Raw genomic sequence first — 18942 nt, forward strand, 5'->3', positions numbered from 1 at the left:
AAGTGATCGAGCGAAAGCAAAATTTCTTGTCCAGGCTTCCCGCCAAACTGAAGCAGGCACCATGACAAATCACACCAAGGCAGCCGGTTCCCCGCCCGCCAATGCCCCGGCCCGTATCGAAATCCTTCTCGTCGGCATGAACGGCGACCTGCGCGGCAAGCAGGTTCCGCTCGAAGGCGAGAAGAAAATCTGGGACGGCTCGGTGCGCCTGCCCTCCTCCACCCAGTCGCTCGACATCTGGGGCGACGACAATGACGACATTACCGGCCTCTCCCTTTCCGTTGGTGACCCGGACGGCGTGTGCATCCCCGACCGCCGTTCACTGACGGTCATGCCGTGGGCGCCGGAGGGTTCCCAGCAGGTGCTCGCCACCATGCACGAGTTCGACGGCACCGCCTCCTTCATGGATCCCCGCGCCATCCTCGCCCGCATGGTGAAGCGGTTTGAAGACCGTGGTTTGACACCGGTCGTCGCGACCGAACTCGAATTCTACCTGGTGGAGGACGACTGGCGCGAGACCGGCAAGCCGCGCCCGCCGGCAGCCCTGATGTACCGCGGCGAGCCGAACGGCTTCCAGCTCTACGACATGCGCGCGACCGACGCGCTCGACGATTATCTCCAGACGGTGCGCGCCTGGGCGAAGGCCATGGATCTGCCCGCTGATGCGACGACGGCGGAATTCGGCCCCGGCCAGTTCGAGATCAACCTGCTGCACCGGCCGGACGCACTCGCCGCTGCCGATGACTGCATCTACCTGAAGCGCATCGCCGAGCTGGCCGCGCCGCGGTTCGGGCTCAAATCCACCTGCATGGCAAAGCCCTATGCGGAGCATGCCGGTTCGGGCCTGCATGTCCATTGCAGCGTCATCGACAAGGACGGTAAGAACATCCTCGACGCCAAGGGTGGCGATCCGAAGAAGCTGAAGTCGATCTGCGCCGGCATGCTCGCCACGATGCGCGATGCGCAGCTCGTCTTCGCGCCCTTCGCCAATTCCTACCGCCGCTTCCAGCCGGGTTCGTTTGCGCCGGTCGATCTCACCTGGGGTTTCGGCCATCGCGGCACCGCGATCCGCATTCCGGACAAGGACGGCCCCGCAGCACGCGTCGAGCACCGCGTGGCGGGTGCCGACGTGAACCCCTATCTGCTGCTGACGGCAATCCTCGGCGGCATCCTGCTTGGCCTCGACAACGAACTCGATCCGGGCCCGGTGACGGAACCCGGCAAGGATGCACCCGATGCCAAGCGGCTGACGCATGACTTCCTGACGGCTGTCGAGGAATTTTCCGCGTCACCCTTCATCGCCGATGCCTTCGGCGCGGAATACCAGAAGCTCTACGGCGATACGAAGCGCAAGGAGGCAATCATGTTCCTGCGCACGGTCTCGGATTTCGACTACCAGACCTATCTGCCGCGGATTTAAAGATATCGGGCGGCCGGTGCGCCGCCCCTCATCTGGCCTGCCGGCCACCTTCTCCCCGCAAGCGGGGCGAAGGGAATATGCCGCGCGGGTTTCCTCAATCAATGACTCTTCGCGGGGCACGTCCCTCTCCTCGCTCGCGGGGAGAGGTTAGGGTGAGGGGCAGCCCCTCTGGCGGCAGTTCCGTCTCAAGCCGCAGCCGGCTCGCTCGTCGCCATGTTCGCCGCCTGTACCTTCGGCACCATCACCTTCAACTCGCCCGGATGCAGCCGGATTGACACATCCCGGTCCATCGGAAGCAGTTCACCGTCAATCACGCAATTGATCGCCCGGTCGACCTTCGGGAAGTGCAGGTCGACGGCCGTACCAGTCATTTCGGTGACATCGGCGTTTTCCCTGAGCTTACCGCGCAGGATATCGAAGGCGAGTTTGGCGACACCTGCCGGTTTCAGCGGGTTTGTCGTGTAGAAGCCAAGATGGCCACCGGTGAGATCATCGGCATAAAGCAGGCCATTTGCACCGAAGCGGTTGTTCGACACGTTGATGGCCGAGACATTGCGATGCTCCTCGACGCCATCGACGTTGAATTCCACTTCGAATTCCGGCGGATCGAGGATGACGCCGAAGGCGGCGCGGGTGTTCGCCGCAATCTTGCCCAGCCGCGAGCGGTAGGTCATGGCGTTGCGCAAGCGCACCATGCGGGCATGCAGGCCGGCGGAAAACTGGTGCACGAAGGCGCGGTCATCCGCCGTGCCGATGTCGGCGGCAGCGATGTCGCCATCCGCCAGCGCGTCGATCGCCTGCCAGATATCGAGCGGAATGTTCAGCGAGCGGGCAAACAGGTTCATCGTGCCGGCCGGAACGATGCCGAGCGGCATCTTGTTTTGCCAGGCAAGGCCGGCCGCGGCCGAAACCGTGCCGTCGCCGCCGCCCGCCAGCATGGCGTCGAGATCCGTGCGGTCCGAACAGCGCTTCAGCGCCATCTCGATATCGGCCCCTTCGACAATATCGCAATCAAGGTGGTGCCCGGCCGCGGCGAAAGCCTCTTCCGCATGCCGGGCAAACGCCTCCATGTCGGTGGTGCGGAACGTCCCCCCGTCCCTGTTGAATATCGCCTGAATTCTCATTCTCATACTCCGCGTCTCAGCCGAGAACGCCTGAAGGGTGACAGTCGATCCATTAGATAGTCGAGAAAACGGCGATTAACAGGCGATCGCGAAATACAATGCAATAAATCGTGAGCATCGAACCATCCGATCAAATGCGCGAGAGGTCAAAAATCGGAGTAGGCAGGGCGCTCGTCTCTGATATATTGCCGCACGGTTGCCTGCGTCGGGAGTGCGCTTGCCGGCCGGACTGTTTTCTTCCCTACCGTGGCCCTTTCGGCCAGACCATACCGCATCAGCAGCCAGGAGGAGTGGCCGCCCGTGCAGGGTCTGTCGCTGGATTTGCCGCGCATGGGCCACCCTTGCGGAGCCACCCCGTGTCCGAACATCCCATGCCGAATGTTGCCCTCTCCTCGGGGCCACTGCCCGTTTCCTCGCTTACCGTCACGTTGATCATCCTTGCCCTCGCCGTCGGCAGCTTCGGCATCGGCACCGGCGAATTCGCCATCATGGGCCTGCTGCCCGATGTCGCCGGCACCTTCGGCGTGACGAACGCCGAGGCTGGCTACGTCATCAGCGCCTATGCCCTCGGCGTCGTGGTGGGTGCCCCGATCATCGCCGTCATCGGCGCCCGGTTCCGCAGGCGCGACCTTCTTTTGGTGCTGATGGGCGTCTTTGCCGCCGGCAACCTTGCCAGCGCCGTCGCCCCGACATTCGAAAGCTTCATGCTGCTCCGCTTCCTCTCCGGCCTGCCGCACGGTGCCTATTTCGGCGTGGCCGCGCTGGTTGCCGCCTCCATGGTACCGGTCAACAAGCGCACGCAGGCGGTCGGCAAGGTCATGCTCGGCCTCACCCTCGCGACGCTGATCGGCACGCCGCTTGCCGCCTTCTTCGGCCAGTTGCTCGATTGGCAATACATGTTCATCGCGGTCGGCATCACCGGCCTGCTGACCGTCGCGCTCATTGCCATCTTCCTGCCGCGCGACAAAGCACCGAAGGGCATCAACGCGCTGACGGAACTGAGCGCGCTGAAGCGCAAGCAGGTGTGGCTGACGCTTGGCGTTGCGGCTTCCGGCTTCTGCGGCATGTTCGCGGTGTTCACCTATATTTCGCCGATCGTCACCGAAGTCGCCGGCCTCAATGTCAGCATGGTGCCGGTCATCATGGCGATCTTCGGCTGCGGCATGATCGTCGGCAACATCTTTGGCGCCAAGCTCGCCGACCTGTCGCTGATGCGCACCATCGGCTGGTCGCTGGTGCTGTACTTCTTCGTGCTCATCGGCCTGTCGCTGACCGCGCACAATCCGATCCTGCTCGGCATCTGCTGTTTCCTGATCGGTTGCAGCTTCGTCGTCGGCCCTGCCCTCCAGACGCGCCTGATGGATGTCGCGGGTGACGCGCAAACGCTTGCCGCAGCCCTCAACCATTCCGCCTTCAACGTCGCCAACGCGCTTGGCGCGCTCTTCGGCGGTTTGGCGATCAGCGGCGGTTATGGCTACGAATCGATGGGTTTCGTCGGTGCGGCAACCGCCGTCATCGGCTTTGGCGTGTTCCTCGTCTCCCTGTCGCTCGAAAAGATGGATCGCGCGGCAACGCCGGTCTGCCCTGCCGAGTAGCCAACTGCCTGCAGGACAATCACAACGGCGCCCCATCAGGCGCCGTTTTCGTTTGTATCGACGCGCGCCAATCCTGTTACCAAAGTGACAGGGCCGCGCCCGGACTCTGCTAGACATAGGTCATCGCAGCCCGCCGAAACGACGCAAGAAACGACGGACCGCAAGCCCATGAAGTCTATTGGAGATACTGAATGTCCGCCCTTATCGACAGCATCACCGGCAGCCGCGTCTTCGGTTTTCTGGCCCGCACCATCCTGACCTCGATGTTCTGGCTTTCCGGCATTGCGAAAATCGCCGATTTCAATGCCGGCGTCGCCGAGATGGCGCATTTCGGCCTGGAGCCGGCCATGGCCTTCAACATCGCCGTCGCCGTCACGCAACTGGTCGGTTCGGCCCTCATCATCGCCAACCGCTGGACCTGGCTTGGAGCCGGCATGCTCGCCGTGTTCACAGCACTCACCATCCCGATCGCCCACAACTTCTGGACCATGCAGGAGCCGATCCGCACCATCGAATTCTACGTGGTTATGGAGCACGTCACCGTCATCGGCGCGCTGATGGTCGTCGCCTGGAAATCCGCGAAAGCGCCTGTCGTCCCTGCGCATTGACGACAGGCCGGGCGCCGCCCTTCTCTCCGGAAGCGGCGTCCATGGAAGGACGGCCCTGCCTCTCCGGCCGTCCCCGCCGCCCCGACGCTGCCCGTCGGGGCGGTTTTCGTGTTTAGATCGATGGCAGTTTCAGAGGGCCGCCGGTCTTGATGCTGCGGATTGCGAAGTTGGAGCGGATATCGGTCACGCCCGGCATGGTGAGCAGCGTTTCTGTCAGCAGTCTTTCGTAGGCCGAAAGATCCTCCACCACCACCTCCGCCAGAAAGTCGGCGTTGCCGGAAATCAGGAAGCAGGACACGACCTCGGGCACGGCGAGCAGCGCCTCCTGCTGGGCCATGGCGTTTTCCCGGCTGTGACGCCCCACCTTGATCTCGACGAAGACGGTGAGCCCGAGCCCGACCTCCTTGCGATCGATATCGGCACGGTAGCCGCGAAGCACACCGGATTTTTCCAGATTGCGGATGCGGCGCAGGCAGGGCGACGGCGAGAGGTTCACCCGCTCAGCGATCTCCACATTCGTCGCCCGCGCATCCTCCTGCAGCACCTTGAGGATGGCGATATCAAATTTATCGAGATTTGGCATATTTGGGAACCTTCTTCGCGATCTTTGGCATGATCCTGCGCAAACTACATGCTGACAGGCACAACACGCAAGGACATGCCCCGGCCTCTGGCATTAGAGTCTGGCCATGATTTGCGCCACAGCCGAGACAAGGATATCGCCATGGCCGTGCTATCGTTTTCTTCCGACGAAAAATCCAACCCGCTGGCCGCCGGCTATGCCGGCGCGGTCGTCACCGTGCTGGTCTGGGCGACCTGGGTCCTGGCGACACGCCACACGGCCGCAACGCCGCTCGGCACGATCGATATCGGCCTGATCCGCTATGGCGTGCCGGCCATCCTGCTTGCGCCGGTCTGGCTGAAAACCGGGCTTCTGCCGAAGGGCGTGCCGCTGAAACTCGTGGTCGTCATGGTGGCGGGGGCCGGTGCGCTGTTCTTTCAGGTCACCGCGGGTGCGCTGCATGTGACGCCTGCGGCGCCGGGCGGCATCCTGCTCGGCGGCTCCCTGCCGCTCGCCACCGCGCTGATCGGCATAACTCTCTTCGGCGAACGGCCGGACCGGATGCGCCTTTTCGGACTTGCCGCGATCGTCGCCGGCGTGGTGATCCTGCTTGCCGCCAGCATGCAAAAGAGCGGCATGACGATGACCGGCTTCGTGCTGCTGCCCATCGGTGCCGTGCTCTGGGCGGGCTTCACCCATGCCTTCCGCCGCTCGGGCCTCACCGCACTGCAAGGTGCCGCCCTCATCGCGATCTGGTCCTTCCTGATCCATCTCGTACTGGCCGCGCTCTATGGCACGCATCTGGCGGCGGCATCGTTTCCCGACCTTGCGCTCCAGGTGACAAGCCAGGGCATTCTTTCCGGCCTCATCGCCACCTTCGCCTACGGCACCGCGATCCGGGCGCTCGGCAGCAGCCAGGCCGCCGCCTTCACCGCCATCACGCCGGTTCTGGCAACGTTTGGCGGAGCGATCTTCCTGGGGGAAAGTTTTGGCATCGCCGAAATCACCGCAGCTATTGTCGTCGGCGCGGGTGTGGCGCTCTCGACGGGCGTCCTCTCACCGAAGCGCTAAATTCAAAAAAGAAGGGCGCCTGCGGCTCTCGCCGGGGCGCCCTTTTCCATGTCTGCGTTTGGATCAACCGTGGATGATCTCGCGGTGTTTTTGCAGCCGTTTGCCAAAAGCCTGGCTGACGCGGTCGAAGATGATCGCGATGCCAACGATGGCGAGGCCGTTGAAGATGCCGAGCGTGAAATACTGGTTGGAAATCGCCTTGAGAACCGGCTGGCCGAGGCCCTGTACGCCGATCATCGAGGCGATGACCACCATGGCGAGCGCCATCATGATCGTCTGGTTGATACCGGCCATGATGGTGGGCAGCGCCAGCGGCATCTGCACATTCTTGAGCTTCTGCCAGCTCGACGAGCCGAAGGCGTCGGCAGCCTCCAGCACATCCTTGTCGACGAGGCGGATGCCGAGATTGGTGAGGCGGATCATCGGCGGGATGGCGTAGATGACAACCGCGATCAGGCCAGGCACCTTGCCGATGCCAAGCAGCATGACGACGGGGATGAGGTAGACGAAGCTCGGCATGGTCTGCATGACGTCGAGGATCGGGTTGATCACGCCCTGCAGGCGATCCGACCGCGACATGAGAATGCCGATCGGTATGCCGATGACGATGGAGAGCACCGTACAGACGAAGATCATCGAGACCGTCTTCATCGTATCGTCCCACATGTCGAAATAGCCGATGACAAGAAGCGTGCCGACGGCGCCGGCGACGATCTTCCAGTTGCGGCTGGCAAACCAGGCGACGGCCGCGATCAGCAGGATGATAATCGGCCAGGGCGTGCGCGTCATGAAACGCTCGGACCAGATGAGAAAATGCTGCAACGGCACGAAGATGGTTTCGATGCTGTCGCCATAGGCGCGGGTGAAGGCGCGAAAGCCTTCATCGATCACCTTCTTGAGGTCGCGCAGCGAGCCCGCGTCCATTGTCGGAAATTTCGTGAACCATTCCATATCGATCCCCTTCCGGCTCCGGCCGGTCTTGCGCCGGTTTCATGAGCCAACCCTGAAGCATGCCGAGGGAGAGTGCGCAGCGATTTGCGCCAAAGGCATGCGCTAAAACGAAGGCAAAGGGCGGCGCGCCGATGACGCGCCGCCCGTTTCGATCAGGCGATCAGAGAGCAGCCTTGATCTTTTCGGCAGCTTCCGGCGAGACCCAGTCCTTCCAGAGCGCTTCGTTCTCTTCCAGGAAGTGCTTGGCGCCATCGTCACCGCTCGCCTGGTTGTCGGTCATCCAGGCCATCAGCTTGTTGACGGTGTCGTTGGTCCAGGCGCGCTTGTTGAGGTAGCCCATGACATCGGCGCCGGCACGCTCGGAGAACGGCTTGGTCACCAGCGTCTGGACCTTGTCCTTCGGCCAGTCGTTCTTCTTCGGGTCTGCGCAATCGGCAACCGTGTTGCAGCGCTTCCACTCGGCGGCGTCATAGGGCACGCCATGCTCGAGCTTCACCATCTCGTACTTGCCGAGAAGCGCCGTCGGGGCCCAGTAGTAGCCGACCCAGCCTTCCTTGCGCTCGTAGGCCTTGGCGATCGAGCCGTCGAGGCCGGCAGCAGAACCCGTATCGACCAGCGTGAAGTTCGCGCCTTCGCCGCCGTAAGCCTTGTAGAGCTGGCCGGTCACGACCGTGCCGCCCCAGCCCTGCGGGCCGTTGTGCACGGAACCCTTGGCCTTGTCTTCCGGATCCGGGAACAGTTCCGGATGCTTCAACGCATCCTCGATCGTCTTGATGTCCGGATTGGCATCGACGATGTATTTCGGAACCCACCAGCCCTGAACGGCACCGTCGGACAGCGCGACAGCAGCGCCGACCAGCTTGCCTTCCTCGATGCCGCGGTTGACGACGTCCGGCAGCAGGTCGACCCAGCCTTCCGGTGCCAGATCCGGCTCGCCCTTTTCGATCATCGAGGTGATGGTCGGCACCGTGTCGCCGACGATGACTTCGGCGTTGCAGCCGTAACCTTCGGTCAGGATGAACTTGTCGAGGGCTGCGAGAACCTCGGCGCTCTGCCAGTTCATGCTGGCAATGGTCACGTCGCCGCATTCGGCGCGCGCCGCACCCGTCATGGCGAACAGGCCAGCGACGAGGCAGGTGGAAGCAAGAAGATGTTTCATATCCGTTCCCTCATTTCGACGGTGTCATTGTGCCGACAAGGGCCCGCTGCACCGCCGCGGCCGGGCCCGTGATCTTAGCAGATCGCTTTCGGACAACAGGCCTTGCAAGGCCCGACGTCGCGATACCGCACGCTCGACTTTTGCAGCTACGGAGTCGAATGCCGGTACAAATGCGCCCACGATTGACCCCAATGCGTCATGGAGCCATCAAATTCGCGAGACCGCCCCGACTTTGTCCAAGGTCGCGGGCACGCCGGCAATGGTATGATACAATTCAGCTTTTTCAACCCGCAAAACAAAAGACCGGGCAAAAGCCCGGCCCGTCACTGAAATGTGGAATAGGTCCCATCGCAGATATCTGTCGCGACACTGAGGATTCCGCGACTTAACCCGTCATCCCGCAATTGATCATCCACGGCGTCCCGTATTTATCCGTAACCATGCCGAACTTCTTCGCCCAGAAGGTCGTCTCGAACGGCATGATCACCGTGCCGCCATCGGCGAAGGCATTGAAGATGCGCTCGGCATCCTTCTCGTCGTCGATCTGGATCGAGATGTTGAAGCCTCCTTTCGCGCCTCCGCCCATTTCCGGCGGCGAGTCCGCTCCCATCAGTTCCTGGTCGCCAGCGATCAGATGTGCATTGATGATCTTGTCCTGCCATTCCCTGGACACATGCTCGCCGGCCGGCGTCTCGCCATGGCTGAGCATGGCCACGATCTTGCCGCCGAGCACTTTGGCGTAGAACTCGAAGGCCTCCCGGCAACGGCCGTCGAAGCTGAGATAGGCAACGAACTTCATCTGTTTTCTCCTCGATGAGGCGGACAGGCTTTTCCGGCCGCTCGGGATAAAGACGATCGGCCTGGACGGGAACCGACACGCCGTCGCAAAATTCCCAATCAAAGTGAAAGTTTTGCGACCCGGTTACAAAAGCCGGCCTTGTCTCTTCGCGGTATTCTCGGAAATCAGGCTTCGCGGCGCCCCTGGATGACGTGCACACGACCGCCGGTTTTGACGCGCTCGTAGAGGTCAATCACGTCGTGGTTGAGCATGCGCACGCAACCACTCGACATGGCCTGGCCGATCGACCACGGCTGGTTGGTGCCGTGGATGCGGAACATGGTGTCGTTACCGCCCTGATAGAGGTAGATGGCGCGCGCGCCGAGCGGGTTGTTGAGGCCACCCGGCACGCCGCCGGCATATTTCAGGTTCTTCTTCGGGTCGCGGCGGATCATGTTGGGCGTCGGCGTCCAGGTCGGCCACTCCGCCTTGCGGCCGATATAGGCGCTGCCCGCCAGCGAATAGCCCTGCCGGCCGACACCGATGCCGTAGCGCATCGCCCTGCCATTGCCGAGCACGTAGTAGAGCCGGCGTTCCGGCGTATCGACGACGACCGTTCCGGCCGCATGGGGGGTGACATAGGCGACTTCCTGGCGGCGAAGCTCGGGCTTGATCTTGTCGAGCGGCATCGCCTTCAGCGGAAATTTTTCCTCCATGCGATCGCTGTAATTGGCATGATCGCTGGTGCCGTTCGTCGCGCAGCCTGCGAGCAATACGGCAGATGCGCCAAGCAGGAATCCGCGGCGGGAAATCGACATGGTTAAAACCCTTTGAATATATGATCCTCTGGGCCGAAAATTATGTGGTTATGGTTAACCGATGGTTAAGCGGCGCGCTTTGGTTGCAGGACATATTAAGGTGCATGGCAATAAAAAGGCCGCCTCCAGGGCGGCCAATTCATTGCAGTGAGTGTCCCTCACATGTTCGGATAGACCGGCCCTTCGCCGCCCTGTGGCGGCACCCAGTTGATGTTCTGGTTGGGGTCCTTGATGTCGCAGGTCTTGCAGTGCACGCAGTTCTGCGCGTTGATGACGAAGACGTCCTTGCCGTCTTTCTCCACCCATTCGTAGACGCCGGCGGGACAGTAGCGGGTAGACGGGCCGGCATAGACGTCGAGTTCCGACGTTTTTTGCAGCTCCGGGTTCTTCACCTGAAGATGGATCGGCTGGTCTTCCTCGTGGTTGGTGTTCGACAGGAACACCGAGGAGAGACGGTCGAAGGTCAGAACGCCGTCCGGCTTCGGATAGTCGATCTTGTTGTGCTTGGCTGCCGGCTCGAGCGACTGTGCGTCCGTCTTGCCGTGCTTCAGCGTGCCGAAGATCGAGCCGCCGAACAGCGTGTTCGTCCACATGTCGAGGCCGCCGAGTGCCACGCCGAGCGCCGTGCCGAGCTTCGACCACAGCGGTTTGACGTTGCGCACCTTGCGCAGGTCCGAGCCGATGGCGCTGTCGCGCCAGCCCTGTTCGATCTCGATTGGCTCATCGTTGGCGCGGCCATGGGCGATGGCATCCGCCAGCTTTTCGGCAGCGAGGATGCCCGACAGCACCGCATTGTGGCTGCCCTTGATGCGCGGCACGTTGACGAAGCCGGCCGAGCAGCCGATCAGTGCTCCGCCGGGGAACGACAGTTTCGGCACCGACTGGTAGCCGCCCTCGGTGATGGCGCGCGCGCCATAGGAGAGCCGCTTGCCGCCTTCGAAGGTGCCGCGGATCGCCGGATGCGTCTTGAAGCGCTGGAACTCTTCGAAGGGGAAGAGGTAGGGGTTCTTGTAGTTGAGGTGCACCACGAAGCCGACGGCGACGAGGTTGTCTTCCAGGTGATAGAGGAACGAACCGCCACCGGTCTTCATGCCGAGCGGCCAGCCGAAGGAGTGCTGCACCAAGCCCGGACGGTGGTTCTCCGGCTTGACCTGCCAGAGCTCCTTGAGGCCGATGCCGAATTTCTGAGGCTCGCGATCCTTCTGGAGATCGAATTTGGAAATGAGCTGCTTGGCGAGCGAGCCGCGCACACCTTCGCCGATCAGCGTGTATTTGCCGAGCAGCGCCATGCCGCGGGTGAAATTCGGTCCGGGCTCGCCGTTGCGCTCGATGCCCATGTCGCCGGTGGCGACGCCGATGACGGCGCCCTCGTCATCGTAGAGCACTTCGGTTGCGGCAAAGCCCGGATAGATCTCGACGCCGAGTTCTTCCGCCTTCGTCGCCAGCCACCGACAGACATTGCCGAGCGAGACGATGTAGTTGCCGTGGTTGTTCATCAGGGGCGGCATGGCGAAGTTCGGCAGGCGCACCGAGCCGGCCGGGCCGAGCAGCAGGAAATGGTCGTCCGTCACCGCGGTCTTGAAGGGATGGCTGTCGTCCTCGCGCCAATCGGGCAAGAGACGGTCGATGCCGATCGGATCGACGACCGCGCCGGAGAGGATATGCGCGCCGACTTCCGAGCCCTTTTCCAGCACGACGACGGTGAGGTCCGGATTGACCTGCTTCAGCCGGATCGCCGCCGACAGGCCGGCAGGCCCCGCGCCGACGATCACCACGTCGAATTCCATGCTTTCGCGCTCGGGCAGTTCCATTGCTTCGCTCATTCGTCTCTCCACCCCGCAACCCCTCAAAAGCCGCGGAAAGTCCCTCGGGTCGGTTCTGTCATGACAAATACCAGAAACCTTGTCGAGCCGTTCTGCGACAGAGTTTCCCCGCTTTTGCGCATGACTTCATGACAGCGCCGAAAGTTTATTGACTTTAACGTAAACGTCAACCGTTTGTCGGAGACGCAACGATCTGCTCGCTTGATTCCGCCCGCATGCAGGATTAGGCATTTGAGCCATCCAGCCGCCAGAGGATCGCCAGCCATGTCCGAGATTATCCGATCGCTCCAGCGCGACTTGAACCATTTCGGCGAGAACCTTCACCTTATCGGAAGCGAGCGGCTGGCTAACCGGCATCCCGGCGAACACCGCGACAATTTTGGCGCCGGCGTCATGGCTGAGCCCGCAACGCCGGAAGCAGCGGCGGCCGTGGTGCGCTGGTGTCTCGAACACAATGTGCCCATCGTGCCGCAAGGCGGCCGCACCGGCCTCGTCGGCGGCGGCATCAGCCGGCCGGGCGACCTCATCCTTTCCACCGCGCGGCTGAACCGCATCGAGGCGATCGATCCCCTCGCCCGCACGGTGACCGTTGGTGCCGGCGTGACGCTGCAAGCGCTTCAGGAGGCGACGGCCGAGGTTGGCCTTGTCCCCGGCATCGACCTTGCCGCACGCGGAAGTGCGACGATCGGCGGGATGATCGCCACCAATGCCGGCGGCATCCTCGCTTTCCGCAACGGCGTGATGCGCCACCAGGTACTCGGCATCGAGGCGGTGATGCCGGACGGCACGCTGTTCAGCGATCTCACGCGCGTGCTGAAAGTGAGTGCCGGACCGGATATCAAGCAGTTGCTCATCGGCTCGGAAGGCGCCTACGGCTTCGTCACCCGCGCCGTGCTGAAGCTCGAAAGTTTCAACCCGATGCGCGCCACAGCGCTCGTCGGCGTGCGGGATGCCACCTCGGCGCTTGCCCTCATCGCCCATTTCCGGGCACAGCCGACCTTGCAGCTCGAAGGCGCGGAACTGATGTGGCAGCGTTATCTGCGCGACAGCGCGGCCGACAAGGGGTTTGATGTCGATTGGCTGGAGGACGACACGCCCGCAGTCCTGCTGATGGAGGTTTCCGCCGGCAGCGAGGCGGAGGCGCGCGAAGCCCTGGAAGAGGGGCTCGCGGCGCTCTGGGAGGAACAGGGATTGTCGAGCGGCATCGTCGCCGCTTCGCTCGACCAGGCCCGCCGCTTCTGGGCGCTGCGCGAGGACAGCGACTTCATGTACCGGCATTTTCCGGCTGCCCCCTCCTTCGACGTCTCGGTGCCGCCCGGCACGCTCGACGCCTATGCGACGGGTCTCAGGTCACGGCTGAAGGCGATAGACGTGAGCTTCGACGCTTATGTCTACGGCCATATCGCCGACGGCAATCTGCATATTTCCGTCATTGGCGATGGTGTCGCGGGTGCCGCATTCAAGGAACCGATCGAAGACGCCGTCTATTCCGGCGTTGCGGAACTCGGCGGCAGCTTTTCTGCCGAGCACGGGGTGGGCACGGAAAAGCGTCGTGCTTATCTTACCTATGGCAATCCTGCGCGCCGTGCCGTGGCGCAGGCCATCAAGGCGGCGCTCGACCCAAAAAATCTGTTCAATACGGGCAAGGTGCCCTACTGCGCCGACTGAGCGCAACATAAGGACGACATCACCATGGATCTCGGCATCGCCGGCAAACGCGCCCTCGTTCTCGCCTCTTCCCGCGGCCTCGGCAAAGGCATCGCGGTTGCCCTTGCCCGTGAGGGCGCGCAGGTGCTGCTCTGCGGCCGCAGTGCCGAAACGCTGCAAGCCAATTGCGATGCCATCAATGCGGAAGGTTTCGGCCGAGCGGATTGGGTGCAGGCGGACCTCGGCGACGAAGGCTTCGTCGACACCCTCGCCAAGGCCGTCCAGGAAAAGCTTGGTGGCATCGATATCCTCGTCAACAATTCCGGCGGCCCGACGCCGGGCTCGACCGAGGACATGAGCGAGGAAAAGCTCATCACCTATTTTCAAGCCATGGTGCTCAGGATCATCACGCTGACCAACCGGCTTCTGCCCGGCATGAAGGAACAGGGCTGGGGCCGTATCCTCACCGTCGCCTCCTCCGGCGTCATCGAGCCGATCCCCGGCCTCGCGCTCTCCAACACGCTGCGCCCGGCGCTGGCCGGCTGGTCGAAGACGCTGGCGAGCGAGGTCGCGCAATATGGCATCACCAGCAACATGCTGCTGCCCGGCAGCATCATGACCGACCGGTTAAAGAGCCTCGATGCGGCGGCGGCCGAGCGCAGCGGCGAGAGCGTGGAGGAGGTGCGCGCCGCCTCGGAAAAGGCCATTCCAGCCCGGCGCTACGGCGCCGTCGAGGAATTTGCGGCGACGGCCGCCTTCCTGTGCAGTGCGCCGGCAAGCTACGTCACCGGCAGCCTGGTGCGCTGCGACGGCGGGGCGGCGCGGTCGGTCTAAAAGCCGCCCTTCCCCTTGCCATTCTCCATGCCCTGTGCCATCTGGCGCGCTCTCAAATTTTCGGGTGCGCGATAGCGCGCCCTTTCGCGCGGAGCCTCTCGCTCCGGTTCAACACATTTTGGCGACCACAAGGGGCACGGCGATGGCACGCGCACTCGGGCTCGATTTCGGCACGACGAACACGGTTATGGCGCTCGCGGCCGGCGGCAGCGAAACACAATCGATGCATTTTACCAGCAGCGTCGGCGAAACCGACACGATGCGCACGGCGCTGTCCTTCATGAAGGACCCGCTCGTCGGGGCGCAGGCGCTGAAGGTCGAGGCGGGACAGGCGGCCATCCGCCAGTTCATCGACAATCCCGGCGACTGCCGCTTCCTGCAATCGATCAAGACCTTTGCGGCGAGTGCCCTCTTCCAGGGCACGCTGATCTATGCCCGCCGGCATGCCTTCGACGACCTGATGGAAATCTTCCTGCGCCGGCTGAAGGCCTATGCGGGGGATGAATGGCCGACAGAGGTCTCGCGGGTGATCGCCGGGCGGCCGGTGCAGTTTGCCGGCGCAAGCCCCAACCCGGCGCTGGCGCTGGAGCGCTACAACGCGGCGCTGACGCGGCTGGGCTTTCCGGAAATCCACTATGTCTACGAGCCGGTCGCGGCCGCCTACTACTTCGCCCAGACGCTGAAAAGCGACGCCACGGTGCTCGTTGCTGATTTCGGCGGCGGCACGACGGACTATTCGCTGATCCGCTTCGAGCGGCAGGCGGGTCGGCTGTCGGCAACGCCGATCGGCCATTCGGGCGTCGGCATTGCCGGCGATCATTTCGATTCCCGCATGATCGAACATCTCGTCGCGCCGGAAATCGGCAAGGGCTCCCACTTCAAGAGCTTCGACAAGGTGCTGGAAGTGCCGTCCGGCTACTATGCCAACTTCGCCCGCTGGAACCAGCTGTCGATTTTCAAGACGACGCGCGAATTCACCGATCTCAAGTCGCTGGTGCGCTCCTCGCTCGAGCCGGAAAAGCTGGAACTCTTCATCGACCTCGTCGAGCACGACGAAGGCTACCCGCTGTACCAGGCGATCTCGGCCGCCAAGATGGCGCTGTCGGCAACGGACGAGGCGGAGTTCAACTTCCCGCCGCTGGGAGCCGCCGGCCGCAAGATGGTCAAGCGCAGCGATTTCGAGCGCTGGATCGCGCCCGATCTCGCGCGCATCGAGGGTGCGCTCGACGAGGTGCTGGAAACAACCAACACGGCGCCGGGCGCAATCGACAAGGTGTTCCTGACCGGCGGCACTTCCTTCGTGCCGGCGGTGCGCGACATCTTTTCCCGTCGTTTCGATGCAGGCAAGATCGAGAGTGGCGGGGAACTTCTCTCCATTGCACACGGCCTCGCGCTCATCGGCGAAAGCGACGATGTCGCGACGTGGGCAGCGTGAGCGCTTGACGCAAAACGGCTTCGCACTTTTGCCGGGATTGTTCTAAGGTGCGACCATGAACGCCGCCAGAGACCTCCACCCCGAGCAGCTTCGTTCGCTTCTGCATTTCTATGCGGATGCGGGCGTGGAATGGCTGCTGGAGGAGGAACCGGTCGATCGTTTTGCCGAATTCGAGGCGATGCGTGCGGCGCGGGGTGCGCCGGCGCAGCCGGAGACGGCCTCCGCTCCGCAGCAGCCGGCGCGGCAGGAGCAGCCGCGCCCTGCGGCCCCTGCTCCCATGCCGAATGTCGCAATTCCGGATGGCCAGGCAGTGGCCGAGGCCGAGTTTGCGGCGAGCAGCGCGCGCTCGATGGACGAATTGCGCACGGCGATGGAGGCCTTCAACGGCTGCAACCTCAAGACCAGCGCCCGCTGCCTCGTGTTTGCCGAGGGCAATGCCAAACCGTCCATCATGGTCATCGGCGCCATGCCGAATGCCGAGGACGACCGCGACGGCCAGCCCTTCTCCGGCCGGCAGGGTGCTATCCTCGACCGCATGCTTGGCGGTATCGGGCTTGCCCGCGCCGATCTGCTGATCACCAACGTGGTTCCATGGCGGCCGCCGGGCAATCGCCCGCCGTCGCAACGCGAGGCTGATATCTGCCGGCCCTTCATCGAGCGGCAGATCGCGCTTGCTGAGCCGAATCACCTTCTCGTTCTCGGCAATTTCGCCGCGCGATTCCTGTTCCGCTCGAACGATACGATCCATCAGTTGCGCGGTGAATGGCGGGAAATCGATGTTTCCGGGCGTGCCATTCCGGCATTTGCGACCCTGCATCCGCAAGACCTGGTGACAGCGGCGATCAGCAAGCGTCTCGCCTGGCAGGACCTGCTTGCTTTTCGTGCAGGGCTCAAAGGCTAAGCGGCCGGGCTATATTCAACGTTTTCATGGACTTGGCTTTTACGCCGCGATTCCCGGAATTGGTTTCGCCGCAAACCTGCCTCAAGCATGAACAAATTGTTTCAACAGCCATGTGAATTGCACATATCTGCCGGGCAGAATGTCGCATTGCAAAATCAATGCTGCGGCGCAATATATCAAAACGGGAGGGATAGGATTTAAGGAATCGACCCATGACCGCCCGCTTTCGGCCCATTCATTCGAGCTTCGAGACGCTCCGCCACTCCGGTCTTCGCGCCGGGCACGGCTTCGGCAGCATCGCTGCCCGGGCCAACGAGCAGCTCACGGCGACGGGCTTTGCCCGTATCAGCCGCCCCGTTCAGCTCTTCTCCGAGTTCATCACGCGCTGAGCACGCGCCAACGATTCAAGGAGCAAGCCATGACCAAGATCCGTAAACTGATCTCTGACATTGCCGATATCCGCGCCGCCGTGAACGCGGCCCGGGAATATTCCGTGCTGGCCTCGCTGCCGCGCGATTCCGTCCAGCGCCGCGACCCGCTCAAGGCCTTCCTGCCGAACTGAGGTTCGGCCGCGGCTTTGAACCCGGCTGCCGCCGTGATACTATCTTCATCGTGAGGAGGTGAGACGCCTTTCTCCGATGGAGACCGGGCCGAGGCCCCATCTCCGTTTTCTTAGCTGATCGTCAGGGTGAAGCGCCAACCTCTGAACCTGATCGTCAGCGTAAGCCGGATTTCGAAACGTCTCGCATCTTTTTATACCGCAGCGATGCCTTCCGCGAATTCGCTGAATTCCCGCCCTCCCCAAATCTTCTTGGTTACGTCAGCCACTGTCGCAGTGGACAGCGCAAGGCCGTCGCAATAGAGCGACACTCGGAAAATGAATGCGCCGTTCGCGCCCTCTCCCGGAGCCTCCATGCTGGCGAGCCTTGTCTCCATCCTGAGCCTGATGCTGTCCACCCTGCTGATGATGGTGGCGTTCGGATTGCAGAGTTACGTCGTGCCGGTGCGGGCGGTGGCGGAGGGCTGGTCGACGCAGACGATAGCAATGATTGCGACAGGCTATACGGTCGGGTTCACGCTTTCCTGCATCGTCACGCCGAAATTCGTGCTGCTGGTTGGCCATGTGCGGGTCTTCGTCGCGCTGATCACGCTGCTTGCAATCGCCATCCTGCTTTGCGCGCTCGTTGTCGACTGGCGGGCCTGGATGCTGTTTCGCGCCATATCCGGTTTCGCCATCTCCGGCAGCTACCTCATCATTGAAAGCTGGCTGAACGAGCGCGCGACCAATGAGAACCGCGGTTCCGTCTTCTCGCTCTACCTGATCACCACGATGGTAGGTACGATCGGCGGACAATATCTCGTGCCGCTCGGCGACCCATCCAACACCTCGCTGTTCATTTTGTGCGGCATCATCTTTTCCGTCGCGCTTCTGCCGACCGCCCTCACCTCCTCGCCGCTTCCCGCCGCGCCGACGCAGGCCCGCTTCGACATCCCGAAACTCTACCGACGCTCGCCGGTCGCCGTCATCGGCGCCTTTCTTGCCGGCGCGCTTTCCGGCGCCTGGCTTAACCTCGGCGGTGTGTTCACACAGCGCGCCGGCCTGTCGACCGCGGAAGGTGCTACGCTGCTCGCCTGCGTACTGCTCGGCAGCGCGCTCGCGCAAATTCCGATCGGCCGCGCGTCGGACCGCATGGACCGTCGCCTCGTCATGGTCGTCTGCGGCATTGTCGGCACCCTCTCCTGCCTAGTGATGGCCATGGTGGCCGGCGGGCCGGCGGTGCTGCTGTATGCGGTCGCGGTCTTCGTCGGCTCGGTGATCTTCCCGATCTATGCGTTGAACGTGGCGCATGCGAACGACCGCGCGCAGCCGGACGAATATGTCGAAGTTTCCTCAGGCATGATGATCGTCTATGGCTTCGGCACGATTTCCGGCCCGCTGATGGTCGGTCCCATCATGGATCGCTTCGGGCCCGGTTCGCTGTTTGGGGTACTGGCAGTCTATTTCGCACTCTACGGCGCCTATGCCGCCTGGCGGATCAGCCGGCGTGAAGCCAATGAAGGCCTCGTCAACAAGACGGATTATCAGGCCATGTCTGCGCAGCCGCTTGGCGCGGATGCGGCGGCGGCCGCTCTCCAGCCGGATGCGGTGACGGACGAGCGGGTCGAGGACACGACGACGCCGGAGTGGCGTTAACACCAGGCTTTTGCCGGAATTT

18 protein-coding genes are annotated in these 18942 nt (G+C 63.0%); 11 read left to right on the top strand and 7 right to left on the bottom strand.

Going from position 1 to position 18942, the window contains the following annotated elements; translation table 11 throughout:
- Positions 1 to 61: 61 nt before the first annotated feature.
- Positions 62 to 1420: a glutamine synthetase family protein gene (locus AC1RT2_RS17695; RefSeq protein ID WP_069059365.1), complete on the top strand. Its 1359-nt coding sequence runs from the start codon at positions 62 to 64 to the stop codon at positions 1418 to 1420.
- 185 nt (positions 1421 to 1605) lie between these two features.
- Here AC1RT2_RS17695 and AC1RT2_RS17700 read toward each other — a convergent pair whose 3' ends face one another.
- Positions 1606 to 2544, bottom strand: a complete 939-nt coding sequence (locus AC1RT2_RS17700; RefSeq protein ID WP_069059366.1) for a diacylglycerol/lipid kinase family protein — start codon at positions 2542 to 2544, stop codon at positions 1606 to 1608.
- A gap of 371 nt (positions 2545 to 2915) precedes the next feature.
- Between AC1RT2_RS17700 and AC1RT2_RS17705 the strand changes: the two genes are divergently transcribed.
- Positions 2916 to 4139, top strand: a complete 1224-nt coding sequence (locus tag AC1RT2_RS17705) for an MFS transporter (protein ID WP_069059367.1) — start codon at positions 2916 to 2918, stop codon at positions 4137 to 4139.
- A gap of 191 nt (positions 4140 to 4330) precedes the next feature.
- Entirely contained in the window at positions 4331 to 4747 is a 417-nt protein-coding gene (locus AC1RT2_RS17710; protein ID WP_493103916.1) for a DoxX family protein, read from the top strand.
- Positions 4748 to 4859: 112 nt separating this feature from the next.
- Here AC1RT2_RS17710 and AC1RT2_RS17715 read toward each other — a convergent pair whose 3' ends face one another.
- Complete coding sequence (locus AC1RT2_RS17715) at positions 4860 to 5330, bottom strand: Lrp/AsnC family transcriptional regulator (protein WP_493103918.1); 471 nt, start codon at positions 5328 to 5330, stop codon at positions 4860 to 4862.
- A gap of 141 nt (positions 5331 to 5471) precedes the next feature.
- Between AC1RT2_RS17715 and AC1RT2_RS17720 the strand changes: the two genes are divergently transcribed.
- Positions 5472 to 6380: a DMT family transporter gene (locus AC1RT2_RS17720; protein ID WP_493103920.1), complete on the top strand. Its 909-nt coding sequence runs from the start codon at positions 5472 to 5474 to the stop codon at positions 6378 to 6380.
- A 63-nt stretch (positions 6381 to 6443) separates the two neighbouring features.
- Here AC1RT2_RS17720 and AC1RT2_RS17725 read toward each other — a convergent pair whose 3' ends face one another.
- The 5 genes from AC1RT2_RS17725 to AC1RT2_RS17745 form a co-directional block, all read right to left on the bottom strand.
- Entirely contained in the window at positions 6444 to 7331 is an 888-nt protein-coding gene (locus tag AC1RT2_RS17725) for an ABC transporter permease (protein WP_493103922.1), read from the bottom strand.
- 160 nt (positions 7332 to 7491) lie between these two features.
- Entirely contained in the window at positions 7492 to 8490 is a 999-nt protein-coding gene (locus AC1RT2_RS17730) for an ABC transporter substrate-binding protein (RefSeq protein ID WP_069059372.1), read from the bottom strand.
- Between the two features lie 385 nt (positions 8491 to 8875).
- A complete protein-coding gene (locus AC1RT2_RS17735; protein WP_493103925.1) occupies positions 8876 to 9289 on the bottom strand; it encodes a VOC family protein in 414 nt (137 codons plus the stop codon).
- A gap of 164 nt (positions 9290 to 9453) precedes the next feature.
- The gene (locus AC1RT2_RS17740) at positions 9454 to 10086 is read right to left on the bottom strand and encodes a L,D-transpeptidase family protein (RefSeq protein ID WP_444800331.1); all 633 of its coding nucleotides are present in this window, start codon (positions 10084 to 10086) and stop codon (positions 9454 to 9456) included.
- 158 nt (positions 10087 to 10244) lie between these two features.
- Positions 10245 to 11909, bottom strand: a complete 1665-nt coding sequence (locus AC1RT2_RS17745) for an electron transfer flavoprotein-ubiquinone oxidoreductase (protein WP_493103926.1) — start codon at positions 11907 to 11909, stop codon at positions 10245 to 10247.
- Positions 11910 to 12173: 264 nt separating this feature from the next.
- Between AC1RT2_RS17745 and AC1RT2_RS17750 the strand changes: the two genes are divergently transcribed.
- The 7 genes from AC1RT2_RS17750 to AC1RT2_RS17780 all read left to right on the top strand — a co-directional run bounded on the left by AC1RT2_RS17750 (position 12174) and on the right by AC1RT2_RS17780 (position 18920).
- Entirely contained in the window at positions 12174 to 13577 is a 1404-nt protein-coding gene (locus AC1RT2_RS17750) for an FAD-binding oxidoreductase (RefSeq protein WP_493103927.1), read from the top strand.
- A 24-nt stretch (positions 13578 to 13601) separates the two neighbouring features.
- Positions 13602 to 14390: an SDR family oxidoreductase gene (locus AC1RT2_RS17755; protein WP_493103929.1), complete on the top strand. Its 789-nt coding sequence runs from the start codon at positions 13602 to 13604 to the stop codon at positions 14388 to 14390.
- A 142-nt stretch (positions 14391 to 14532) separates the two neighbouring features.
- Positions 14533 to 15825: an Hsp70 family protein gene (locus AC1RT2_RS17760; protein WP_493103930.1), complete on the top strand. Its 1293-nt coding sequence runs from the start codon at positions 14533 to 14535 to the stop codon at positions 15823 to 15825.
- A 55-nt stretch (positions 15826 to 15880) separates the two neighbouring features.
- Positions 15881 to 16726 carry a uracil-DNA glycosylase gene (locus AC1RT2_RS17765; protein WP_493103931.1) on the top strand — a complete coding sequence of 282 codons (846 nt, stop codon included), beginning with the start codon at positions 15881 to 15883 and terminating at the stop codon, positions 16724 to 16726.
- Positions 16727 to 16938: 212 nt separating this feature from the next.
- Positions 16939 to 17115 carry a hypothetical protein gene (locus AC1RT2_RS17770; protein ID WP_444800337.1) on the top strand — a complete coding sequence of 59 codons (177 nt, stop codon included), beginning with the start codon at positions 16939 to 16941 and terminating at the stop codon, positions 17113 to 17115.
- Positions 17116 to 17144: 29 nt separating this feature from the next.
- Positions 17145 to 17288 (top strand): hypothetical protein, encoded by a 144-nt coding sequence (locus AC1RT2_RS17775; RefSeq protein ID WP_444800338.1) that lies wholly within the window; start codon positions 17145 to 17147, stop codon positions 17286 to 17288.
- A gap of 351 nt (positions 17289 to 17639) precedes the next feature.
- A complete protein-coding gene (locus AC1RT2_RS17780; protein WP_493103933.1) occupies positions 17640 to 18920 on the top strand; it encodes an MFS transporter in 1281 nt (426 codons plus the stop codon).
- The last annotated feature ends 22 nt before the right edge of the window (positions 18921 to 18942 follow it).

The organism is Shinella sp. GW821-FHT11G07 (assembly GCF_058808115.1).

Bases quoted from the DNA above. Each gene is read 5' to 3' on its own strand.
- AC1RT2_RS17740 (WP_444800331.1), bottom strand. From the start codon at position 10,086: ATGTCGATTTCCCGCCGCGGATTCCTGCTTGGCGCATCTGCCGTATTG.
- AC1RT2_RS17700 (WP_069059366.1), bottom strand. From the start codon at position 2,544: ATGAGAATTCAGGCGATATTCAACAGGGACGGGGGGACGTTCCGCACC.
- AC1RT2_RS17760 (WP_493103930.1), top strand. From the start codon at position 14,533: ATGGCACGCGCACTCGGGCTCGATTTCGGCACGACGAACACGGTTATG.
- AC1RT2_RS17715 (WP_493103918.1), bottom strand. From the start codon at position 5,330: ATGCCAAATCTCGATAAATTTGATATCGCCATCCTCAAGGTGCTGCAG.
- AC1RT2_RS17710 (WP_493103916.1), top strand. From the start codon at position 4,331: ATGTCCGCCCTTATCGACAGCATCACCGGCAGCCGCGTCTTCGGTTTT.
- AC1RT2_RS17765 (WP_493103931.1), top strand. From the start codon at position 15,881: ATGAACGCCGCCAGAGACCTCCACCCCGAGCAGCTTCGTTCGCTTCTG.
- AC1RT2_RS17735 (WP_493103925.1), bottom strand. From the start codon at position 9,289: ATGAAGTTCGTTGCCTATCTCAGCTTCGACGGCCGTTGCCGGGAGGCC.
- AC1RT2_RS17755 (WP_493103929.1), top strand. From the start codon at position 13,602: ATGGATCTCGGCATCGCCGGCAAACGCGCCCTCGTTCTCGCCTCTTCC.
- AC1RT2_RS17725 (WP_493103922.1), bottom strand. From the start codon at position 7,331: ATGGAATGGTTCACGAAATTTCCGACAATGGACGCGGGCTCGCTGCGC.
- AC1RT2_RS17775 (WP_444800338.1), top strand. From the start codon at position 17,145: ATGACCAAGATCCGTAAACTGATCTCTGACATTGCCGATATCCGCGCC.
- AC1RT2_RS17780 (WP_493103933.1), top strand. From the start codon at position 17,640: ATGCTGGCGAGCCTTGTCTCCATCCTGAGCCTGATGCTGTCCACCCTG.
- AC1RT2_RS17720 (WP_493103920.1), top strand. From the start codon at position 5,472: ATGGCCGTGCTATCGTTTTCTTCCGACGAAAAATCCAACCCGCTGGCC.
- AC1RT2_RS17730 (WP_069059372.1), bottom strand. From the start codon at position 8,490: ATGAAACATCTTCTTGCTTCCACCTGCCTCGTCGCTGGCCTGTTCGCC.
- AC1RT2_RS17770 (WP_444800337.1), top strand. From the start codon at position 16,939: ATGACCGCCCGCTTTCGGCCCATTCATTCGAGCTTCGAGACGCTCCGC.
- AC1RT2_RS17695 (WP_069059365.1), top strand. From the start codon at position 62: ATGACAAATCACACCAAGGCAGCCGGTTCCCCGCCCGCCAATGCCCCG.
- AC1RT2_RS17705 (WP_069059367.1), top strand. From the start codon at position 2,916: ATGCCGAATGTTGCCCTCTCCTCGGGGCCACTGCCCGTTTCCTCGCTT.
- AC1RT2_RS17750 (WP_493103927.1), top strand. From the start codon at position 12,174: ATGTCCGAGATTATCCGATCGCTCCAGCGCGACTTGAACCATTTCGGC.
- AC1RT2_RS17745 (WP_493103926.1), bottom strand. From the start codon at position 11,909: ATGAGCGAAGCAATGGAACTGCCCGAGCGCGAAAGCATGGAATTCGAC.